Origin of the sequence: Rhizobium sp. 9140, assembly GCF_900067135.1 — a bacterium.
Lineage (GTDB): Bacteria > Pseudomonadota > Alphaproteobacteria > Rhizobiales > Rhizobiaceae > Ferranicluibacter.
Window position 1 is genome coordinate 65,325 of record NZ_FJUR01000002.1, and the last position, 16,115, is coordinate 81,439.

At 63.0% G+C, this 16,115-nt stretch carries 14 protein-coding genes and 2 pseudogenes; 9 read left to right on the forward strand and 7 right to left on the reverse strand.

The genetic code is table 11. From position 1 onward, the window contains the following. Positions 1-246: 246 nt before the first annotated feature. The gene (locus GA0004734_RS17655) at positions 247-447 is read right to left on the reverse strand and encodes a hypothetical protein (RefSeq protein ID WP_092936495.1); all 201 of its coding nucleotides are present in this window, start codon (positions 445-447) and stop codon (positions 247-249) included. A 135-nt stretch (positions 448-582) separates the two neighbouring features. Then, positions 583-1,407, reverse strand: coding sequence for an alpha/beta fold hydrolase (locus tag GA0004734_RS17660; RefSeq protein WP_245292536.1), 825 nt, complete (start codon positions 1,405-1,407; stop codon positions 583-585). A 329-nt stretch (positions 1,408-1,736) separates the two neighbouring features. Between GA0004734_RS17660 and GA0004734_RS17665 the strand changes: the two genes are divergently transcribed. Then, positions 1,737-2,636, forward strand: a complete 900-nt coding sequence (locus tag GA0004734_RS17665) for a helix-turn-helix domain-containing protein (RefSeq protein ID WP_092938120.1) — start codon at positions 1,737-1,739, stop codon at positions 2,634-2,636. A 46-nt stretch (positions 2,637-2,682) separates the two neighbouring features. On the opposite strand, the gene GA0004734_RS17670 is transcribed toward GA0004734_RS17665, so the two are convergent. Continuing rightward, entirely contained in the window at positions 2,683-4,815 is a 2,133-nt protein-coding gene (locus tag GA0004734_RS17670; RefSeq protein ID WP_175386546.1) for a TonB-dependent siderophore receptor, read from the reverse strand. 294 nt (positions 4,816-5,109) lie between these two features. Between GA0004734_RS17670 and GA0004734_RS17675 the strand changes: the two genes are divergently transcribed. Genes GA0004734_RS17675 through GA0004734_RS17695 form a run of 5 tightly spaced genes read left to right on the forward strand, consistent with a single transcriptional unit; the run spans position 5,110 to position 9,564 of the window. Further along, entirely contained in the window at positions 5,110-6,102 is a 993-nt protein-coding gene (locus tag GA0004734_RS17675; protein WP_092936499.1) for an iron-siderophore ABC transporter substrate-binding protein, read from the forward strand. Next, positions 6,099-7,145 (forward strand): FecCD family ABC transporter permease, encoded by a 1,047-nt coding sequence (locus GA0004734_RS17680; RefSeq protein ID WP_175386548.1) that lies wholly within the window; start codon positions 6,099-6,101, stop codon positions 7,143-7,145. Before GA0004734_RS17675 ends, GA0004734_RS17680 begins: the two co-directional genes overlap by 4 nt. Further along, positions 7,142-8,182 carry a FecCD family ABC transporter permease gene (locus GA0004734_RS17685; protein WP_092936503.1) on the forward strand — a complete coding sequence of 347 codons (1,041 nt, stop codon included), beginning with the start codon at positions 7,142-7,144 and terminating at the stop codon, positions 8,180-8,182. The genes GA0004734_RS17680 and GA0004734_RS17685 overlap by 4 nt, the downstream gene beginning before the upstream one ends. Further along, the gene (locus GA0004734_RS17690) at positions 8,179-8,988 is read left to right on the forward strand and encodes an ABC transporter ATP-binding protein (protein WP_092936505.1); all 810 of its coding nucleotides are present in this window, start codon (positions 8,179-8,181) and stop codon (positions 8,986-8,988) included. Before GA0004734_RS17685 ends, GA0004734_RS17690 begins: the two co-directional genes overlap by 4 nt. Before the next feature lie 60 nt (positions 8,989-9,048). Then, complete coding sequence (locus tag GA0004734_RS17695; protein WP_210173760.1) at positions 9,049-9,564, forward strand: GAF domain-containing protein; 516 nt, start codon at positions 9,049-9,051, stop codon at positions 9,562-9,564. Between the two features lie 24 nt (positions 9,565-9,588). Here GA0004734_RS17695 and GA0004734_RS17700 read toward each other — a convergent pair whose 3' ends face one another. Then, the gene (locus GA0004734_RS17700) at positions 9,589-10,479 is read right to left on the reverse strand and encodes a GntR family transcriptional regulator (protein WP_092936507.1); all 891 of its coding nucleotides are present in this window, start codon (positions 10,477-10,479) and stop codon (positions 9,589-9,591) included. Positions 10,480-10,641: 162 nt separating this feature from the next. On the opposite strand from GA0004734_RS17700, the gene GA0004734_RS17705 reads away from it, so the two are divergent. The 3 genes and pseudogenes from GA0004734_RS17705 to GA0004734_RS17715 form a co-directional block, all read left to right on the forward strand. Next, the gene (locus GA0004734_RS17705; protein ID WP_092936509.1) at positions 10,642-11,661 is read left to right on the forward strand and encodes an aldo/keto reductase; all 1,020 of its coding nucleotides are present in this window, start codon (positions 10,642-10,644) and stop codon (positions 11,659-11,661) included. Positions 11,662-11,841: 180 nt separating this feature from the next. Beyond that, positions 11,842-12,846, forward strand: a complete 1,005-nt coding sequence (locus GA0004734_RS17710; RefSeq protein ID WP_092938124.1) for an ABC transporter substrate-binding protein — start codon at positions 11,842-11,844, stop codon at positions 12,844-12,846. Between the two features lie 123 nt (positions 12,847-12,969). Further along, positions 12,970-13,143, forward strand: a pseudogene (locus tag GA0004734_RS17715) (sugar ABC transporter ATP-binding protein); the annotation flags it as partial. A 133-nt stretch (positions 13,144-13,276) separates the two neighbouring features. Here GA0004734_RS17715 and istB read toward each other — a convergent pair. The 3 genes and pseudogenes from istB to GA0004734_RS17730 all read right to left on the reverse strand — a co-directional run. Beyond that, positions 13,277-14,035, reverse strand: coding sequence for an IS21-like element helper ATPase IstB (istB, locus tag GA0004734_RS17720; RefSeq protein WP_092930036.1), 759 nt, complete (start codon positions 14,033-14,035; stop codon positions 13,277-13,279). Continuing rightward, positions 14,032-15,528 (reverse strand): IS21 family transposase, encoded by a 1,497-nt coding sequence (gene istA, locus GA0004734_RS17725; protein WP_139056207.1) that lies wholly within the window; start codon positions 15,526-15,528, stop codon positions 14,032-14,034. Before istA ends, istB begins: the two co-directional genes overlap by 4 nt. 120 nt (positions 15,529-15,648) lie before the next feature. Next, a pseudogene (locus GA0004734_RS17730) lies at positions 15,649-16,110 on the reverse strand (aldehyde dehydrogenase family protein); the annotation flags it as partial. Between the last annotated feature and the right edge of the window lie 5 nt (positions 16,111-16,115).

Here is a 16,115-nt window from a genome sequence, read left to right on the forward strand (position 1 = left end):
TCCCGCGCCTGTGCATGGCCGTGCCTTTGGTCCATGCTGATCGATGTAGGCGTCGCGCGGCGAAAGGAAACGGCAACGTCGAACTTCAGTCGACGGTCTGGCGCCGGAATGGGATGACGATGATGCCACGAGCCGACAGGCTCGAAATCGCCAAACGCCGGCGCAGCAAGGTTCTAATGCCTTGATCGCGACCGGCGTGGCAGGTTTCTCGGCGGCCGCTTGCAGGTGAAGCGGCCGCCTTATAGATTAGTTTGCCGGCGGTGTTGCGGGTGCCGGAGCCGGCGTGGTGGTGGCCGGCGGTGTCGTTGTCGGTGCGGGAGCAGGTGTCGAAGCTGCCGGCGGCGTGACGGGCGGAGCCGGAGCCGGCTCAGGCGTGCGCAGGACGCTCCAGAGAACGATGACGACGATGACGGCGACGACGGCTGCGATAATGGTGTTGCGGTTCAATTTTGCCTCCTTGGTTAGCTACACTAACCTATCCGCGAAAGCAGAATTGTCCAAGCTTTTCATGAAAGAAGCGGACTACGGCAGCGTTTCCACCAACACGCTGCCTGACAATCGAGCGGCGCTGTCGCTGCTTGCCTATTTTGCGAGGAACGCCAGCGCCCGGGCGACAAAGGCTTCATGATACTGGAAGATGCCGCCATGTCCGGCATCGTCATAGATCACGAGGTCCGCGTTTGGGATGCGTCTGGCGAGATCTTTCGAGTTGACAGTGGGCACCATCTTGTCCTGATCGCCATTGGCGATGAGCACGGGCTGGCGGATTGCAGCGAGATCCTGCGGCCTCTGCAGACCCCATGCCTTGATAGCCTTCAGCTGGCGAAGGAACGCGACCAGGGCAATCGGTTTGTCCCGATCCGCCTTGCGCTCTTTCAGCCGGTCGAGAAAAGCACTCGCCGCTCTGCGGCCGTTCGCGGTGGAAGTGAAGAAGAGATAGTATTTCGGATCGCGAAAGGTCAGCATCCCCTTCAGGATCGGGATCCGCGAGACGGCGCCCACTTTGCTGATGCCGTCTCCGCCTGCGGGTCCGGTGCCGGTGAGGATGAGCTTGCGGACGAGATGCGGCGCCTTCAGGGCGACGTCCTGTGCGACGAACCCGCCGAGCGAAAAGCCGAGAATATCGACGGTGCCCAGACCCAGCGCGTGGATGAAGGCACTGGCGTCGTCCGCCATCTCGCCGATCGTCAGCGGCGCCTTGCCGCCGGAGGCCCCGACGCCGCGGTAGTTATAGGCAATCACGGTGCGCGTTGCGGTGAGGCCATCGACGATGCGCGGGTCGAAATTGTCTAACGTGGCGCCCCAGTGATTGAACATGACCAGAGGAACATCCGCTCCGCCGCCAAGCTGCCGGTAGACAAAGGTGGTGCCTGCGATATCGACGCTTTTCGTCGGCACGTCTTCCACGAGATTTTGCTGATGTGCGACGTGCGGGCTTCGGTCATGTGCGTCTTCTCGATTCCTGATCGGTGGCCGTTGCCCAGCAGCGAGGGGAGCCCCGGTGGTTGCAATGCTTTAAACATGATGATTGTCATCATTGATAGCTTTATATTATGACCGTAATCTTTTTGTCAATCGGCACGCGTCAATATTCGAGACGAGGTCCGACGACGACGCCCTTGTCCTGATCCCGTAAATCTGACAAAAACCGTCAGCTTAGCGTGGCATTCGATGGCGTCGTGGGTTTGTCGATCTGCAGGCCGATGAACGGGTTTCAAGCAAGCGGGCATTTCATCATGAGCTTCTGGCATACGATGTCGTGGAAGACGGACGGGATCACCGTGTCGGCTCCGGTGCAGTGGCGGCAGCTGGATGGCATGGTGACGGTGCTCTGGGAGGCGGAAAGCCAGGCCGGGGCCAGCGGCTACTATCTGGCGGATGATCCCCGCATCATGTTCTTCTTCAACGACGTTTCGCCGAACGTGCGCATTTCAAACTGCAGCGATGATTTCACCCGCAACGCGCGCGCCATGCCGCGAGCCGTCTATGTGCCCGCAGGCATGCCGATGTGGACCACAAGCCGGAGCGCGCACCGCTTCAGCCATCTCAATCTCCATCTGCACAAGGATCGGATTCTTCGCTACCTCTCCCCGTCGGTCGGCAGTTCCTGCGCGCAGGCGGCGCTTCGCCGTCCGGCCGAACTTCACGATATCGCCGGTATCGACGCGCTCGCGCGGCTGCTTGCAACCGAGATCCGGTCTCCGACCAAACATGCCGTCTATGCCGAGAGCCTCGTCGGCAGCATCGTGGCGGGGCTGCTCGATATTCCAGCCGAAGCCGATCAAAGGGCCGGAGGCCGCCTGACACAGGCGCAGATGAACAAGCTGCTGATGCATGTGGACAAGGTCGGCGGCTATCGCATGTCGGTGGCCGACATGGCGGCGACCGTCGGGCTCTCGGAAAGCTGGTTCTCGAGCGTCTTCAAGAAGACGACCGGCCAGACGCCGCTGCAATGGCAGCTCTGCAAGCGGATCGAACAGGCCAAGCAGATGCTCGGCAAGGGTGACCTGCCGGTGGCCAGCATCGCAGCCCAACTCGGCTTTTCCGATCAGGCGCACCTGACCAAGGTGTTTCGGCAGGTAGAGGGCGAGACGCCGGCGGCGTGGCGGCGTCTGCAACAGATCCGCTCGCTCTGACGCCCGCCCGGCGCGTGATGCGCAGGCGGGCATCTGCGCCGTCAGTTCACCACGTCTGGCGAAGCGTCGCCATCAGCTTTCGGCCGGGATTGTAGTAGACCGCACCCGAATCTGTGCTGGCGATGTGCTTCTCGTCGAACACGTTGTTGACGTTCAGCTGGAACGTCGTGTTCTCCTGAACCCTGTAGGTGTAGGCCACGTCGAACACGACGGCGCTTTCCGACGTCTTCGTATTCTCGATGTCGGTATAGTAGGAGTCGAGGTAGCGTGCACCGACGCCGAAGGTCATGTCGCCGCGCGCGCCCTGTCCTGCCAGCGTGTATGTACCCCAGATCGAGGCGAGGTGCTCAGGCACGCGCATCAACCGGTTGCCGTCATTGGCGCCGCCCGGCTCCTCGATCTTGGAATCGATGTAGCTATAGGCCGCGATGATGTCGATCTGGTCCGTGACTTCCGCCTTGGCTTCCAGTTCGAAGCCGCGATGCCGCACCTTTTCCACCGTCTGCGGCAGGTAGGTTACCTGATCGTAGACGGTGATGTTGCCCTTGGTCAGGTCGTAGACGGATGCGGTGATGAGGGCGGGGAAGGCTTCCGGACGGTACTTGATGCCGAGTTCGTACTGCTTGCCGGTCGTCGGGTCCGCGCCGGAGGCAGGCGGTGCCGCGGATTCGGCATAGCTGATGTAGGGTGCCAGTTCCTCGGTGATCTTGTAGCTCGCACCGATGCGCTTGGTGAATTCGCTGTGATTGCCCGACGACGTGGAGCCGGCGAGGAGATCGGTTTCGCTGAGATCCAGCCAGTCGTTGCGCAGGCCGACGCTGACCGTCAGCTTGTCGAAGAAGGTCAGGTCCTGCTGCATGTAGACGGCGGCCGTCTTCTGGTCGTTGTCAACGCTGGAATAGGGCGACAGGCTGCCCGGCCCACCGGAGTAGATCGGGTTTTCCCAGTCGATCGATGGCGCCGATGTGTAGAAGTTATCGGTGTCGGACTCGAATCTGTTGTACTCGGTGCCGAACAGCGTCCGGCTCTCGACAGTGTCGGTGCGGGTTTCGTAGACGAGGTTCGCATCGATGATGAACTGCTCGGACGACTTGTTGCTGCCGAAGAAGTAGCGGCTTGCGGTGGTCGAGCCATCGGTTGGCGTTCCCCCGATATAGGCGCTGCCGAACCCGTCGTTGAGGTTGCTGTAGCGCGCGTTGGACCCAAAGCTCAGGCCGTTGCCGAAGTCGTGGTCGAACATGACGCTGTAGCTGTTGCGGTTCGTATCGCGGAAATAATAGTCCGGCTCGCCGAAGAAGGTGTCCCGGTCGAAATCCGTGCCAAGCGGATGTCCGCCGCTGCCGGGAACGCCGTCTTTGTCGAGGTGATCGAAGACGACGGTCAGGTTCGTGGCCGCATCCGGGCGCCAGGTCAGGCCGCCCATGATGAAGTTCTCGTCGTCCTGCGAATAGTCGTATTCGGCATCGGCGCGCTGGAACTTGCCCGTGAGGCGGTAGGACAGCGTGTCGTCGCCGGTGAGGTTGTCGCCGAAGTCGAAGCCGAGTTCCTTGTGCGCGAACGAGCCGCCGGTGCCGTAGACCTCGCCGAAACGCTCCCGCTTTGGTGTCTTGGTGACGTAGTTGACCGAGCCGCCCGGCTCGGCCGCGCCGAAGCCGGAGGAGCTTGCCCCCTTCAGCACCTCGATCCGCTCATAGGCGTAAGGCTCTTCCCGCGTGCCGGCAAAGGTCCGGCCGATCGCAAGGCCATCACGGTAGGTGTAGGGCGTGAAGCCGCGAATGTCGAAATAGTCGTATCGGTCGTCCGAGCCGTAGAAGTCGGTGATGACACCGGCGGTATACTGGACCACCTGCTCGACGGTATCCGCGCCGCGCTGCTCGATCTCCTTCGAGGTGATGACGGAGACGGAGGCCGGCGCCTTCAGGATGTCCGTCGGCAGCTTGCCGGTGGCGGTCGTTTCCGTGGCGACGATGGATTGCGAATCATTGTCCGTGTTGAGCACCGTTCCGCTCGACCCGCCCTGGACGACAATGGTTTCGAGCGCCGTCGCGCCGCTCGCCGCGTCCTGGGCAGATGCGATGGTCGGCGACAGGGCGGCCAGTGCGGTGCAGCCGAGAAGGATGGCGCCCCGGTGGGAAAGCGGCGCGAGCCTCCGGTGGGTGCGTGTTCTATCGATATCCATGTGCAGTATCCAGATTGACGTGACGCGAGGGCGGCCGGCCGGGCCGGTCGGTAGTCCGGGTGGGTTCGCACTGCGCGTCTGCGTGATATCTCGCCGTCCAGTTCGCTCGACTGCGTGTTCGTCCCCGCGTACCCTATAACTGGAGGAATTTTATCGAGTATTGTCGAATCCACCGGTTTTGTAGAATCCGATGCCTAACTATCCAACTTTCCGAGGTGGGGTTGCTTTACCGTTGACGCCACGGAATGAAGCTGAAAGTTGAGGTCAACTTATGTCCGTTGAAGGGTTCGGGAGATGAGATATTTCCGCTTCGCCACGCAGATCGTCATGGCTGTCTGGCTGCTTATGCAGGGTCATGCGCTGGCAGCCCAGGGCGACGCCTATCCCATCACCATCCGGCATGCGTTCGGTACAACGGTCATTGAAAAGAAGCCGGAGCGCGTGGCGGCCGTCGCTTGGGCAAATCACGAAGTGCCGCTTGCGCTCGGCATCGTTCCCGTCGGCATGGCGCGCGCCAATTTTGGCGACGACGACAATGACGGGATCCTTCCCTGGGTAAAGGCACGTCTGGACGAACTGGGTGGCGAGACGCCAGTGCTTTTCGACGAAGGCGACGGTATCGACTTCGAAGCGGTCGCAGCGACCCATCCTGATGTTATTCTCGCGGCCTATTCCGGTATCAGCCAGGCAGATTACGACACGCTGAGCCAGATCGCACCCGTCATTGCCTATCCCCAAGCGCCCTGGTCCACCGACTGGCGCGAGACGATCCGGCTCGACAGCGCCGGGCTTGGAATGGCGAAGGAGGGCGAGGCGCTGATTGCCGGGATCGAGGCCGACATCGCCAGCACGCTCGCCGGGCATCCGGAGTTGAAGGGCAAATCGGCAATGTTCATCACGCATCTGAGCGCGTCGGACCTCAGCATCATCAATTTCTACACGACCAATGACACGCGGGTGAAGTTCTTCGCAGATCTGGGGCTGGCCTCGCCGAAAAGCGTTATCGAGGCATCGCAGCCGGGGAAATATTCCGGTTCCGTCAGCGCCGAGCAGATCGATGCGTTCGATGACGTCGATATTCTCGTGACCTACGGAGATCAGGCGCTTTTCGATTCGCTCAAGGCCAATCCGCTGACGCGGCACATGCCGGCGGTGGCGAACGGAGCGCTCGTGATGCTCGGCAACGATCCGGTGGGCAACGCCGCCAACCCGACGCCGCTTTCGATCCGCTGGGTGCTGAAGGATTATGTCTCGCGGCTGGGCGCGGCGGCCAAGACCCGGAAATGACATCGGCCGCGATCAAAAACCCCGCCCGTCGCCACGGCATCGTCGCCCGCTCCAGCCGGATGCGCGGGCTCTGGCTTCTCGTGCTCGTCGCCGTGCTCGCGCTGCTTGCCGCGCTGTCGGTCACCATCGGCACACGCGATGTTGCCTGGGCGGAGATCAGGACGGCGCTGGGCGGCGCGCAGGAGACGATCGGTCAGGCGGCGGTCGCACTTCGTCTTCCACGCACCCTTCTTGCCGTGCTTGCTGGGGCCGCACTCGGGCTTGCCGGCGCGATCATGCAGGGCGTTACGCGCAATCCGCTCGCAGATCCCGGCATTCTCGGCGTGAATATGGGGGCCTCTCTTGCCGTGGTCATCGGCGTGGCCTGGTTCGGGGTGACCTCGGCGCATGCCTATATCTGGACGGCGATTTCGGGTGCGGGCGGTGCTGCAGTGTTCGTCTATACGATCGGATCGCTCGGTCGCGGCGGTGCGACGCCGCTCAAGCTGGCGCTGGCGGGTGCCGCGACCTCCGTCGCCTTCGCCTCGCTGGTCATCGCGATCGTTCTGCCACGCGGCGATATCGCAGGCGGCATCCATGCCTGGCAGATCGGCGGCGTCGGCGGTGCCACCTATCAACGCGTCGTTCCCGTCCTGCCGTTTCTCGGCGTCGGCTTTGCCATCAGCCTCCTTTCCGCCCGCAAGCTGAACGCGCTGGCTCTCGGCGACGATGTGGCCGCTGGCCTTGGCGAGCATGTCGCCGCCGCCCGTGCCGTCGCTTCGCTCGGCGCGATCCTGCTTTGCGGCGCGACAACAGCTGTTTGCGGTCCGATTGGCTTCCTCGGCCTCGTAGTGCCGCACCTTTGCCGGACACTGATCGGCGTCGATCACCGGTGGCTGCTGCCGTTCTCGGCCCTTGGCGGCGCGGCCCTGCTGCTCGGCGCCGATATTCTCGGACGCATCGTTGCGCGGCCGGGTGAAATCGATGTCGGCATCATCACCGCGCTCATCGGCGCCCCGTTCTTCATCTGGATCGTGCGGCGGCAGCGGGTGAGGGAGCTGTGAGCGTGCCGTCCCGGACAATCGATTTCCTTGCCGATCATCGCCGTCGTCGTGCACGCCGTCATTCGATGGCGCTCGGCCTTTTGCTCGCGCTGATGGTCGTTGTCTTCGGCATAACCCTCTCCGTCGGCAAAAGCATCGTCGCGCCACTGGATGTCCTCAGAGTGCTCTCGGGCGAGCCGGTTCCCGGCACGTCCTTCACCGTCGGGCAACTGCGCCTGCCGCGCGCGGTCCTCTCGGTTGTCTCCGGCCTCTGCTTCGGGCTCGGCGGCGTCGCCTTTCAGATCATGCTGCGCAATCCGCTGGCGAGCCCGGATATTATCGGCATCACCTCGGGCGCGGGTGCCGCAGCGGTGTTTGCCATCGTCGTCCTCCAGATGTCGGGGCCGGTTGTGTCGCTGCTGGCTGTCGGGGCCGGGCTTGGCGTCGCCTTGCTCGTCTACGGATTGTCGTTCCGAAATGGCGTCGGTGGCACGCGTCTCATTCTGGTCGGCATCGGCGTTTCCGCCATGCTGCAAAGCGTCATCGCCTATATCCTCTCCACCGCGCCCTCCTGGAGCCTGCAGGAGGCGATGCGCTGGCTGACGGGCAGCGTCAACGGCGCCCAGTTGCAGCAGGCCCTGCCGCTTCTTCTGGCGCTTGCCGTCTTCGGCGGCATTCTCCTCGGCCGCACCCGCGATCTCGAAGCGCTGAGGCTCGGCGACGATACCGCGTCGGCCCTCGGTGTTCGCGTCTCGCAAACCCGAATGCTGGTCATCGTCTCCGCCGTCGGCATGATTGCGGCGGCCACCGCCGTCACCGGGCCGATTGCCTTCGTCGCCTTCCTCGCAGGCCCTATCGCCGCACGCATCGTTCGCTCAAACGGATCTCTGCTCCTGCCGGCAGCGCTCGTCGGGGCGATCCTCGTTCTCGTCGGCGATTATGTCGGGCAGGTGCTGCTGCCCAGCCGCTACCCGGTCGGCGTCATTACCGGCGCTCTCGGCGCGCCATACCTCATTTTCCTGATTGTCCGCGTCAACCGGACAGGAGGTTCGCTGTGACCAATCATTCCCTCGTCGCAACGGGGCTTTCCGCAGGTTATGACGGCAAGGAGATCCTGAACGGGCTCGATCTGACGATCCCCTCCGGCCGGATCACCGTGATCGTCGGCGCCAATGCCTGTGGGAAATCCACCTTCCTGCGCACGCTGTCGCGGCTGCTTGTCCCGACGAAGGGACATGTGCTGCTCGATGGCAGGTCGATCCACCGCACGCCGGCGCGTCAGCTCGCCCGCACGCTCGGCCTTCTGCCGCAAGCGCCCATCGCGCCGGAGGGCATGACCGTCGCCGATCTCGTCAGCCGTGGTCGTCATCCCCACAAGAGCCTGTTCTCTCGCTGGACGCGCAGCGACGACGAGGCCGTGGATGGCGCGCTCGCCGCGACGAAAACCTTCGATCTCGCCGAGAGGCCCGTCGACGAGCTTTCCGGCGGCCAGCGCCAGCGGGTCTGGATCGCCATGGCGCTGGCCCAGGAGACCGAAATCCTGTTGCTGGACGAGCCCACGACCTTCCTCGACATCAACCATCAGATCGAGGTGCTCGACCTCCTCACGGATCTCAACCGCGAGCGCGGCACGACGGTCGTCATGGTGCTGCACGATCTCAACCTCGCGGCCCGCTATGCCGATGATCTCGTCGCCATGGCCGGGGGACGGATTTACGCTTTCGGCACGCCCGAAGCGGTGCTGACGGAAGACATGGTCCGCGAGGTCTTCGGCCTCGAAAGCCGCATCATTAAAGATCCCCTGTCGGGCCGCCCCATGATGCTGCCCATCGGGCGCCACAGGATGGCCGGTAGCGGGAGTTGATCTCCAGCCCTGGCGGATGTTACGCCGCATCGAGACCCTGCATGCTGATGGAGAAAGCCCATGACGACTACGGATTACACGGCCTTCGTCGCCGCGCTGGCCGGCGAGGGGCAGCCGATGGCGGCCTATGCCGCGCTGGAGGCCCTGACGCAGGCTCTGGTTGGGGTGAAGCTCTTCACCATCATGACGAGTGACACGACCACCCGCGTGGCCGAGCGGGTCTATTCCAATATGCCGGAGCAATATCCGGTTTTCGGCACCAAGCCCTATAACGAGACGCACTGGTCCGACATCACCCTCACGCGGCAGCAGACCTTCGTGGCGAACACGATCGAGGAGATCGCGGAGGTATTCGGCGATTACGAACTCATCGATTCCCTCGGCTGCCAGTCGGTCATCAACGTGCCGATCGTCGTCGGAGGAACCGTGATCGGCACCATCAACTGCCTGCACGAGACCGGTTTCTACACGCCGGAACGCGTTGCGGCGGCCGAGGCGCTGAAGCTTCCCGGCGCGGTCTGCATGCTGCTGGCCGCAAGCGGCAGGACGGACAGCGAGAACGTCGCCGTCGTTTGAATCGAGCGCCGGCCCGGTCTCCGCTCAGACGTCCGGCTGCTGGATCGATTGCAGCAGCGTTTCGCGCGCCGAGCGCAGGTGCTGCCGGCAGGCGCGCTCGACCGTCGGCAGGTCGCGGGTTTTCAGTGCCGCGATGTACTCCAGATGTTCCTGCACCGCCCGCGCGTTGCGCTCGCGGTCATTCGCCTTGTTCCACTGGTAGTGATAGTGGAAGACGATGGTGATGATGTCATAGAAATCGATGATAAAGCGATTGCTCGACGAGCGATGCACCAGAAGGTGGAAGCGCTCGTCGAGCTCCGAGAAATCGCGGTACCGCGTGTCGATGTTCGCCAGCATGTCGCGATGGAGCGTCTCCATCTCCTCAAGATCGTGCCAAGCCGGATGATCTTCCGGCAGAGCGGCGAAACCGGCGGCGGAGCGAAGCTCGAACATTTCGCGGATTTCAGTGAGTTCCAGCGCGAAATCACGGGTAAAGCCCTTCAGCACCCAATGACTGTTCGGCCGCTTTTCGATCAGCCCGAAACGACTGAAGCGGATCAGGAATTCGCGCACGCTGGTCGTACCCGTGCCGATATCGCGGGCAAGCTCCAGCTCGTTGATCTGCATGCCCGGCTCGGCGCCTCCGGCAAGGATCCGTCGCATGAAGCTCCGCTCGATGATCTCCGCGAGCGAGCTGGTCTCCTCGGCGGGAAAGAAATCGGCAGGTTGCGGCGCGCGCAGCATCGCCTTGGCGCGCTTGTCCCAGGAAATGATCTCCAGCGCCTTCAGGCGTGCGAGAATGGTGCGCACCGTCGTACGGCTGACGCCCAGCGACGTGCCGAGTTCAAGCTCCGAGGGAAGCGCCTCGGTTTCCGTGATGAGGGTCAGACACCGGTTGAAGGCGTCCTTGAAGACCGTGTTCTGTTTTGCCATTCTCGTTTCCGGTGCGGTGGGCGGGTGCATAATACAAGTTGACGGAAAACTGTCTATTGTAGATAAAATAACAAATCGACGGATCCTGAGAGCCCACTTGGTGCTGACCAAGACGGCTCGACCGTGGTTTGGATAGCAGGCGTTCAGACGGAAGATGATGCGATGAAGACGCGTAAGATCGGCACGACAGACCTCTCCGTCACGGAATACAGTTTTGGCACCGCGCCGCTGGGCGGGATGTATCGCACCTGCCCGCGCGACACGGCGATGGAGACGCTGGAAGCTGCCTGGAATTCCGGCATGCGGTTTTTCGATACGGCCCCGTGGTATGGCTTTGGCCTCGCCGAGCGTCGAGTCGGCGATTTTCTGCGCGACAAGCCATCCGGCCATTACGTGCTTTCCACGAAGGTCGGTCGGCTGTTGCGTCCCGTTGCCGATGACAAGGTGCCGGATTTCGGTTTCGTCGATCCGCTGCCCTTCGAAACGGACTACGACTATTCCTATGACGGCATCATGCGCTCGGTGGAGTTCAGCTACGCCCGCATGGGCCTGAACCGCCTCGACATCCTGTTCGTGCACGATATCGGCGTCTACACCCATGGCGCCGAGCGCAACGCCGTCTACCTCAGGCAGTTGCTCGATGGCGGCCTGAAGGCGCTGGATGCGCTGAAGTCAAGCGGCGCCATCTCCGCCTACGGTCTGGGTGTCAACGAAGTCCCGGTCTGCCTCGACGTGATGCGCGCGGCCGATCTCGACTGCATTCTTCTCGCCGGACGCTACACGCTGCTCGACCGGACCGCCGTCTCGGAGCTGCTGCCGCTCTGCGCCGCGAAAAAGACCTCGCTGGTCGTGGGCGGCGTGTTCAACTCCGGCATCCTCGCGACAGGCGCGGTCGATGGCGCGCATTTCGATTACGGGCCGGCCTCGGCGGAGGTTCTCGAAAAGGTGGCCGCCATGGAGAAGATCGCGGCGTCTCAGGGCGTGCCGCTGGCCGCTCCGGCCATGCAGTTTCCGCTGCAAAACCCGCTGGTCGCTTCCGTCCTTCTCGGCACGGCCAGGCCTTCCAGCCTGACGCGCAACATGGCGCTCGAGGCTCGCCGGCTTCAGCCCGAAGACTTTGGGCCATACGATGCGCATACCCTTGTCGCGCCGCCTCTGGGAACGGAGGCCGTGCGCGTTTGACCGGCGGCAAGGCAGGGCCGGGGAGGGCTCTGTTGACCGTGAGGATGCCGGTTGCAAGTTCGTCAGTCTTGGGTTAGCGTCCCACGATAATATGTTTTTTATAGATAAAGATCGTATCGCCGCGTCTTCGGTACGGTTGGAGGAGAACGAAACAAGACGTTGTTGGAGGAGAACAACACCATGACACTGCTGAACCATATTCTTTCGCGTCGCGCCTTTGCACGTCGGTCGCTTGCAAGCGTTGCCGGCGCGGCGGTCATCGCCACGATGATGCCGATGGGCGCCTTCGCGCAAGACGTCACCATTCCGATCATCGTCAAGGACACGACCTCGTTCTACTGGCAGATCGTTCTCGCCGGCGCGCGCGCGGCCGGAAAGGACCTCGGCGTCAACGTGCCGGAGCTCGGCGCACAGGCGGAAACCGATGTGAACGGCCAGATCAGCATTCTGGAGAATGCGGTTGCCGGCAGCCCCGCAGCCATCGTCATTTCGCCGACGGAGTTCAAGGCGCTCGGCAAGCCGGTCGACGAAGCCGCCAAGTCGGTTCCGATCATCGGCATCGATTCCGGCGCCGACTCCAAGGCCTTCAGTTCGTTCCTCACGACCGACAACGTTCAGGGCGGGCGGATTGCGGCCGATGGTCTGGCTGCGGCGATCAAGCAGGCGACCGGCAAGGACGAAGGCGAGATCGCCATCATCACCAATACGCCTGGCGCCGGCTCGCTGGAGCAGCGCAAGGAAGGCTTCCTCGACCAGATCAAGTCCAAATATCCGGGCCTGAAGGTCGTCGCCGACAAGTACGCCGATGGTCAGGCCTCGACCGGCCTCAACATCATGACCGACCTCATCACCGCCAACCCGAACCTCGTCGGCGTCTTCGCCTCCAACCTGATCATGGCGCAGGGCGTCGGTCAGGCCATTGCCGAGAACAAGCTGGGCGAGAAGGTCAAGGTCATCGGATTCGACAGCGACGAGAAGACGGTCGGCTTCCTCAAGGAAGGCGTGCTCGCCGGCCTCGTGGTGCAGGATCCCTACCGCATGGGCTATGACGGCATCAAGACAGCCCTTGCCGTCTCCAAGAAGGAGAAGGTGGAGGCCAACGTGGATACCGGCGCAAACCTCGTGACGAAGGCCAACATGGCAGATCCGAAGATCGACGCTCTTCTCAATCCCAAGATCAACTGAAGATAGTCGGACGGGAGGGCGCTGCGAGAGCGGAGCCTTGCCGTCCGACGATCAACGCGGTCGCGGCGCACCTCGTCTGGGCGAGGTTGCCGCGCGCGTGCGCGACCTCGAGAGGAGAGCCGAATGACCGGATTGAACGATGTGAGCCACCGGCATGACGCGGAGGTCGAGGCGCTTTCGGGCGGCCCCGTCGCCAAGGGCGCGCCGATCCTCGAACTCCGCGGCCTGCACAAACGCTACGGAACGGTGGAAGCGCTGCGGCCTGCCTCCATCACCTTCCTTTCGGGCGAAATCCACGTGTCAACGGCGGAGTAAAATCCTGCCACGCGGCGGCGCAAAAGTCGGCCACTTGTGGCGCGCGCATGAGACCGCCGGGAGGGCTTAGGCCCGAGCGGGGGTCTCATGCGCGCGTTGCGATTTTCGAAGGGCGTCAGCCGGCCTTTCGGGCGCGGCTTTGGGCGAGACGATAGCTGTCGCCGTTCATCTCGAGGATGCTGACGTGATGGGTGATGCGGTCGAGCAAAGCGCCGGTCAGGCGCTCGGACCCCAAGGTTTCCGTCCATTCGTCAAAAGGAAGGTTGCTGGTGATCAGGGTCGCGCCTCGCTCGTATCGTTGCGAGATCAGCTCGAACAGCAATTCCGCGCCGGTCTTTGACAGCGGCACGAAGCCCAGTTCATCGATGATCAACAGCTGGTAGGCGGCCATCTGCTTCTGGAACCGGATGAGACGCCGCTCGTCGCGCGCCTCCATCATCTCGCTGACCAGTGCGGCCGCTGTCGTGAACCCAACGGACAGGCCCTTCTGGCAGGCGGCCAGGCCGAGGCCGAGCGCCACATGGGTCTTGCCCGTGCCGCTGGGGCCGAGAGCGATAACGTTCTCCCTGCGCTCGATCCATTCGCAGCGCGCCAGTTCCAGCACCTGCATCCTGTTCAGCTTTGGGATGGCGGCGAAGTCGAAACTGTCGAGGCTTTTGACGACCGGGAACCTGGCCGCCTTGATGCGACGCTCGACCTTGCGACGGTCCCGTTCGATCATCTCCCGCTCGGCAAGCCGGGTGAGGTATCCGACATGATCGACGCCTTCGGTGGCGCACAGCCGGGCCAGCTTCTGGTACTCGCGCTGGAAACTCGGCAGCTTCAGGGTTTTGAGATAATGGGTGAGAAGGATCTCGGGTGCTTGGGTGTTCATGCGACTTCTCCCGCATCCGACGACAGGAGACGCATATACGCCTTCGCCGATGTCGTCTCGACCGTCGCCCTCGGCAAATACGGGTAGATGGACAGGTCCAGTCTGGGCGGCCGGCGTTCCACCCGGCACAGGATCAGATGCTTGACGGCGTCAAAGCCAATGGCGCCAAGCTGGATCGCCTGCTTCACCGCCGCATGCAGATCGGCGAGTTCGAAGCTCTCCAGCAGGCGGAGGACCTGCACGTACTCACGCCGGCCGTGTTTGGCCATGCGGCCTTCCATCAACCGGCGCAGCGTAGCGAACTCTTGCGGCAAGTCCCAGCCCTGGAGGGGCGCTGCCTGATCCAGCGAATTGATCTTCTGCTCGATCAGCGGCAGGTAATGGACAGGATCGAAGACGACGTCTTCCCGTTCCCAGCACCGAGGATGGCGGGCGATGATCTCGCCACGGCCACCAATGACCACTTCGTTGACATAGCCGCGCACCCACACATCCTGATGGCCATAGGCGACCGGGACGGAATAGTCGTTGGTCTTGTAGCGCACCAGCGACTGCGCCGTCACCTTGGCACTTGCCTGGTCGCAGGCATCAAATGGCGAGGCTGGCAAGGCGCGCATGGCAGCCAGATCGCGCCGCAAGCGCTCGCCGATCGTCTCGCTCTCGCCGCGCAGCCTGTCGCGCTGGCGCTTCCGGCACTGCTCCTCCAGAAAGGTGTTGAACGCCTCCCATGTCGCAAACTGCGGGATCGGTACCATGAAGTTGCGCCGGGCATAGCCGACGAGACCCTCGACGTTCCCCTTGTCGTTGCCCTTGCCGGGACGGCCATAGCGATCCCGGATAAGGTAGTGGGACAGGAAGCCGCTGAACAACGTCGCGCGCTTGCGGGTGCCGTCAGGCAAAATCTTCGCCACCAGGCAACGGTCGTTGTCGTAGACGATCGATTGCGGCACGGCGCCGAAGAAAGCGAACGCATGGACATGGCCATCGACCCAGGCCTCGGCCACTGCCGCCGGATAGGCCCGCACGTAGCAGCCGTCGCTGTGCGGAAGGTCGAGCACGAAGAAATGCGCCTTCTGCTCGACACCGCCGATGACCACCATCGCCTCACCGAAATCGGCCTGCGCATGGCCGGGCGGATGCGACAGCGGCACGAACACTTCCTGGCGGCGCTGATCCCGCTCGCGCATGTAATCCTTGATGATCGTATAGCCGCCAGTGAACCCGCATTCGTCTCGAAGCCGGTCAAACACCCGCTTGGCCGTATGGCGCTGCTTGCGCGGCACTTGTCTGTCTTCGTCCAGCCAGTGATCGATCGTCGAGACAAACGCATCCAGCTTGGGCCGCCGGATCGGTGATTGTCGCTGATAGCCAGGTGGCGTCGAATAGGACAGCATCTTGGAAACGCTGTCGCGCGATATGTTGAAATGCTTTGCAGCCTGACGCCGGCTCATGCCTTCCGAGCAAGCCAGTCGAACCTTCAGATATAATTCCACGGTATAGATCCCCAGGCCCTCCTGCGCTCATTGCAGAAGAGAAATAGGTGGCCGACTTTTACGCCGCCCGAAGCGGGACAATCCCGCCGCTACCGTGGTCTAATTTTGCACCGCCGCTCTCATCATCAGCGGGTAGTTCCACGGCGCGATGGAGCCGACGACACCGATCGCATCGCGCCGGATCATCGAGGTGTGTCCGGGCAGATATTCGCCCGCTACCGGCCCGTTCAGCATGCGGATGGCGCCGGCAAAAAACCGCCAGCAATCGACGATCGCCGGGATCTCGTCGTTGCGCACGGCATGCAGCGGCTTGCCGCAATTGAGCGCCTCGAGGCTTGCGAACCCGTCCGCGTCACGCTCGATCGCATCGGCGATCCGCAGGAGATAGGTCGAACGCTCGGCCGGTGTCGTGCGCGACCATGTGGTGAAGGCGCGCTCGGCGGCGTCTACCGCCGCATCGATCTGCCCGTGCGACGCCTCGGCAAGCGCAAGGATTTTCGCGCCGGTCTTCGGGTTGAGGATCTGCTCTTCCGCCTCCGTGCCGGCTTCGAAGCGCGCGCCGATCAAAAGGTCCGTGTCCATGGTCG